This is a genomic window from Endozoicomonas sp. YOMI1, assembly GCF_024606345.1.
In the GTDB taxonomy this organism is placed as follows: domain Bacteria; phylum Pseudomonadota; class Gammaproteobacteria; order Pseudomonadales; family Endozoicomonadaceae; genus Endozoicomonas.
In genome coordinates this window covers 1-4,398 of sequence record NZ_JAHHPM010000430.1, presented here as the reverse complement: position 1 = coordinate 4,398, position 4,398 = coordinate 1, and the positions used below count along the sequence as shown (strand labels likewise).

The following is a 4,398-nucleotide window of genomic DNA, read 5'->3' as shown; positions in this document are numbered from 1 at the left end:
TCCCTTAGAGCGGCAAAGGACAAGCGAGATCGGGAGCACGTTTATGAAATATCCGGGTTAGCTCTCGTCCAAAAATTCAAGTCTGCTTCAGCCCTTAGTCAATTTGCTGGTTGCATAACAGTCTGGAGCTTTAAAGAGCCTTCATTTAATAGCCCTCTGAGCCACTGCAGTGAGGGCGATGCGCTTCTGATGGAGTACCAGTAAAGATAGGCACTGACAGAGGGCAATTCATAGGGCAGTGGAAGAATTTGCAGTCCCATATCCTTAGACAATTGTTGAGTGTAATCCTGCGGCAGGGTCAGCAATAAGTCTGAGCAGGAAGCAACCTGACAGCCTACCTGGTAGTCCCTCAAACGAAGGGCAATTGAGCGTCGTTTTTCCAGGCTGGCTAATTGCTGATCTTCATAACCAGGCCCTTCCCGGCGCGATGACACCAAAATATGTTTCTCATTCAAATACTCATCCATGGTCAGCTGTTTGGTTATCCGGCTGTGATTTTTTCGTGCAACGACAACCATCGGTGTTTTCTGCAGCAAAGTAAATTCGATTTGGCTGCCCACCGGCAGAAGCACGTCAATGGCAAGGTCGATGCTACCTGCTCTTAACTCCTTTTCCACATGATGGCGATCAAGTTTAACACTATGGATAGAGATGTCTGGAGCCTGCTGTTGTAATGCCATCATTAATGGCGGCAGCACAACGGTTTCCATTGCCTTATGAATGGCCAAAGTAAATGACAACTTGCTGGTGACCGGGACAAAGCCATCTCTCGGTGCCAGCACACGCTCCAGGTCGCCAAGGACAGTGCGCAATTCCGGTAAAATTTCCCGGGTATATGAAGAAGGTTGAAGGCCCCGACCTTCACGGATAAACAGTGGATCATCCAATTGTTCCCGAAGCCGGTTTAAGGCGTGGCTGACCGCGGGTTGGGTAAGGTTTAGTCGTCCTGCGGCACCGGTAATTGAGCCGGCAACGGCAATGGCTTCGAGCACTCTCAGAAGATTAAGGTCAAGTCTTGATATATGCATGATATTTATAGTTATTCATCAAAACTATTCATTTGATCGTGATTATCATCTACAGCAGGATAGAGGGCAATACCAATAACAACGAGAACGACTTTCATGGATTTTTTCCATTCCGCCAAAGCGCATGATTTTCTGCAGCGCACTCAGGCATTAATGAACGACAAAGTACTGCCTGCAGAAGAAGCGTATTATCAGGCGCTGTCCACTTCCGCAGATCACTCAGAATGGCAGCAACCGGAAATCGTTGAAGAGTTAAAAAGACAGGCTCGCAGTGAAGGGCTTTGGAATATGTTTCTGCCCTGTGATAAATGGGGTGCAGGTCTTGCCAATACTGAGTATGCACCTATTGCCGAGGCCACCGGCTGGAGCTTGATGGCGCCGGAGGTCTTTAACTGTAATGCGCCGGATACCGGCAATGCCGAAGTGCTCTGGAAATACGGCAGTGAGGAGCAAAAAGAGCAATGGCTTAAACCGTTGCTGGCCGGGGAAATTCGTTCCGCTTTCTGTATGACCGAGCCAGAGGTTGCCTCAAGTGATGCAACCAATATGGGCGCCACCTGTATCATTGAGGGTGATGAGATAGTATTGAATGGTCGTAAGTGGTGGAGCAGTGGTATTGGTCACCCTAATTGCAAGTTCGTTATCTTTATGGGCATTTCGAACCCTGATGCAGATCGTCATCACCGTCATGCTATGGTGCTGGTTCCTTTGGATACGCCCGGTATAAAAATCGAGCGCATGTTAAGTGTAATGGGTGACTACGATGCGCCATTTGGTCATGGTGAAGTGTCGTTTACTGATGTACGGTTACCTCTGTCTGCCTTTATTGGTGGCCCGGGTCGGGGGTTTGAAATTGCCCAGGGACGTCTCGGGCCAGGTCGTATCCATCATTGTATGCGTTTGATTGGCTCTGCGGAAAAAGCACTCAAGCTGTTGTGTGAAAGAGGCTTGAGCCGCAAGGCGTTTGGTAAGCCTTTGGTGAAGCTGAATGGCAATCCTGATGTGATTGCCAATGCTCGCATCGGTATTGAACAAGCCCGGTTGCTAACTCTGAAAGCGGCATGGTTAATGGATACAAAAGGCATTATGGGCGCAATGAGCGAAGTGTCCCAGATCAAGGTGGTCGCACCCAACGTTGCCCAGCAGGTGGTTGATGCGGCTATTCAGATGCACGGTGGTGGTGGTCTTTCTGATGATTTTCCGTTAACCCGCATGCTGGCAATGGCAAGGGTACTGCGTTTAGCGGATGGTCCAGATGAAGTTCATCGTGGGTTGATTGCCAAGTTTGAACTGATGAAGTATCGCGGCTTTTCATCACATGATGATAACAAGAATAAAAAATAAATAGGATCAAGGCATGCCGTCTGTAAAAACAATAATTGTGACTGGTGGTGCCAGTGGCCTTGGCCGTGCAACTTGTGAGCGTTTTGCCCGTGCAGGTTATTCGGTCTGTGTCGCTGATATCAATCAGGAACGGGGTGATGAAACTGTCGAAGTTCTGAAAGCTTTGGGTGTTGATGCCTATTACACCAGCTGTAATGTCACCAATGATCAGGATGTAGAAGCCATGATTGCCAGCGCCGTGCAGCGCTGGGGCAAAATCGATGTTCTGGTTAATAATGCCGGTGTAGCAACCGGCGGTCGTATCGAAACCTCCTCCATGGAAGAATGGCAGTGGGTATTGGATATTAATCTGCTGGGTGTTGTCAGAGGTTGTAAAACTATTGCGCCGTTGTTTAAGAGACAGCGCTCCGGCCATATTGTCAACATTGCCTCACTGGCTGGTTTGGTGAATGCACCATTGATGTCCAGTTATAACGCCACCAAAAGCGCCGTTGTTGGCCTGTCAGAAACCATCAGGATCGAGTTGGAACCTTTTGGAATTCATACGTCAGTGGTTTGCCCGGGATTTTTTCAGACCAATCTTGCCGAGTCTTTTCGATCCGGTGATGCTGAAATGAAAAAGGTGGTGGATAAGCTACTGGCCAGTTCCAACATCACCGCTGAAGATGTGGCAAATGATATCTTCAATGCGGTTCAGAATAAGACATTTTATGTGTTGCCCCATCGCGAGGGGCGTACACTTTGGCGAATCAAGCGTCACCTGCCATCGCTGTTCAAAGCACTGGTGAGCAAAGGATATAAGAAGAATTTAAAAAAACAGGGTGTCAAGCTATGACCACTGAAAGTGCAGGATTTGTTGACCAGCCGGGAACGGTTCGATCCGGAGAGGAATTGGATAAAGCGGCACTGAATGCCTATCTGAACAGGATGTTTCCTGATATTGCCGGTGATCTTAAGGTTCAACAATACCCCGGCGGTGCTTCCAATCTGACTTACCTGGTTTCCAGGGGTGAGAAGGAATGGATTCTCAGACGCCCGCCTTTTGGTGTGAAAGCAGCTTCTGCCCACGATATGAGTCGTGAGTATCGTGTGATGTCTGCTTTGCAGGATCATTACCCGGTGCCCGAAATGGTGGCTTTTTGTGAAGAACAGAGTGTTCTGGGGTGTGATTTCTACTTGATGGAGCGCCTGAATGGCATTATTCCACGCAATAACCTGCCAAAAGGGATGGCGCTATCTGAGCAGGAAGTACGACAGTTGTGTATCAATGTTCTGCAGAAGTTCAGTGAATTGCACAACATCGATATTGAGAAAGCCGGTCTGACCAGTCTGGGTAAAGGGTCTGGATACGTACAACGTCAGATCGACGGTTGGAGTGGCCGTTATCGTAAGGCGATAACCGACAATGTACCCGACTTCGAACAAGTGATGAGCTGGCTCGACAGTAAGCAGCCTGAAGATGTTGGCACATGCCTGATTCACAATGATTTCCGTTTCGATAATGTGGTCTTGAACCCGGACAACCCAACTGAAGTTATTGGTGTGTTGGACTGGGAGATGTGCACTCTGGGTGACCCATTGATGGATCTGGGTAATAGCCTTGCATACTGGATTGAAGCGGATGATGAGCCGCAAATGCAAATGTTCCGACGTCAGCCAACGAACATTGCGGGTATGCTGACGCGCAAAGAAGTGGTCCATTGGTACTGTGAGCAGAATAATATTGAATTGAAGACGTTTGATTTCTACGAAGTTTATGGTTTGTTCCGGCTGGCAGTGATTATGCAGCAGATATACTACCGCTTTCATCATGGCCAGACCAGGGATCAACGTTTTGCCATGTTTCCTGTGGCGATAGCGTATCTGGAGCAACGTTGCCTGCGGTTGATCAGCCAATTCTAGTGCATCATTTCAATGAGTTTGATGTGTACAATCTCCGTTCACCCTGAGCGTGACTCCGCTCAGGATGCGCGGTCGAAGGGTGATTGGCACAGTCTTTATTCAGGGTATGGAGTTTACGCCCTTC

General features: G+C 48.5%; 4 protein-coding genes. 3 read left to right on the top strand and 1 reads right to left on the bottom strand.

Annotated features, from left to right (window positions below; all coding sequences use genetic code 11):
• Positions 1-98 precede the first annotated feature (98 nt).
• On the bottom strand, positions 99-1,028 hold the full coding sequence (locus tag KDK15_RS15195; protein WP_257296235.1) for a LysR family transcriptional regulator: 930 nt from the start codon (positions 1,026-1,028) through the stop codon (positions 99-101).
• A gap of 96 nt (positions 1,029-1,124) precedes the next feature.
• Here KDK15_RS15195 and KDK15_RS15190 point away from each other — a divergent pair, with 96 nt between their 5' ends.
• Genes KDK15_RS15190 through KDK15_RS15180 form a run of 3 tightly spaced genes read left to right on the top strand, consistent with a single transcriptional unit; the run spans position 1,125 to position 4,274 of the window.
• Positions 1,125-2,372, top strand: a complete 1,248-nt coding sequence (locus tag KDK15_RS15190) for an acyl-CoA dehydrogenase family protein (RefSeq protein WP_257296234.1) — start codon at positions 1,125-1,127, stop codon at positions 2,370-2,372.
• Between the two features lie 13 nt (positions 2,373-2,385).
• Positions 2,386-3,207 (top strand): SDR family oxidoreductase, encoded by an 822-nt coding sequence (locus KDK15_RS15185; protein WP_257296233.1) that lies wholly within the window; start codon positions 2,386-2,388, stop codon positions 3,205-3,207.
• Positions 3,204-4,274 (top strand): phosphotransferase family protein, encoded by a 1,071-nt coding sequence (locus KDK15_RS15180; protein WP_257296232.1) that lies wholly within the window; start codon positions 3,204-3,206, stop codon positions 4,272-4,274. The genes KDK15_RS15185 and KDK15_RS15180 overlap by 4 nt, the downstream gene beginning before the upstream one ends.
• Positions 4,275-4,398 lie beyond the last annotated feature (124 nt).

Coding starts and splice junctions, on each gene's coding strand:
- KDK15_RS15190 (WP_257296234.1), top strand. CDS start 1,125: ATGGATTTTTTCCATTCCGCCAAAGCGCATGATTTTCTGCAGCGCACT.
- KDK15_RS15180 (WP_257296232.1), top strand. CDS start 3,204: ATGACCACTGAAAGTGCAGGATTTGTTGACCAGCCGGGAACGGTTCGA.
- KDK15_RS15185 (WP_257296233.1), top strand. CDS start 2,386: ATGCCGTCTGTAAAAACAATAATTGTGACTGGTGGTGCCAGTGGCCTT.
- KDK15_RS15195 (WP_257296235.1), bottom strand. CDS start 1,028: ATGCATATATCAAGACTTGACCTTAATCTTCTGAGAGTGCTCGAAGCC.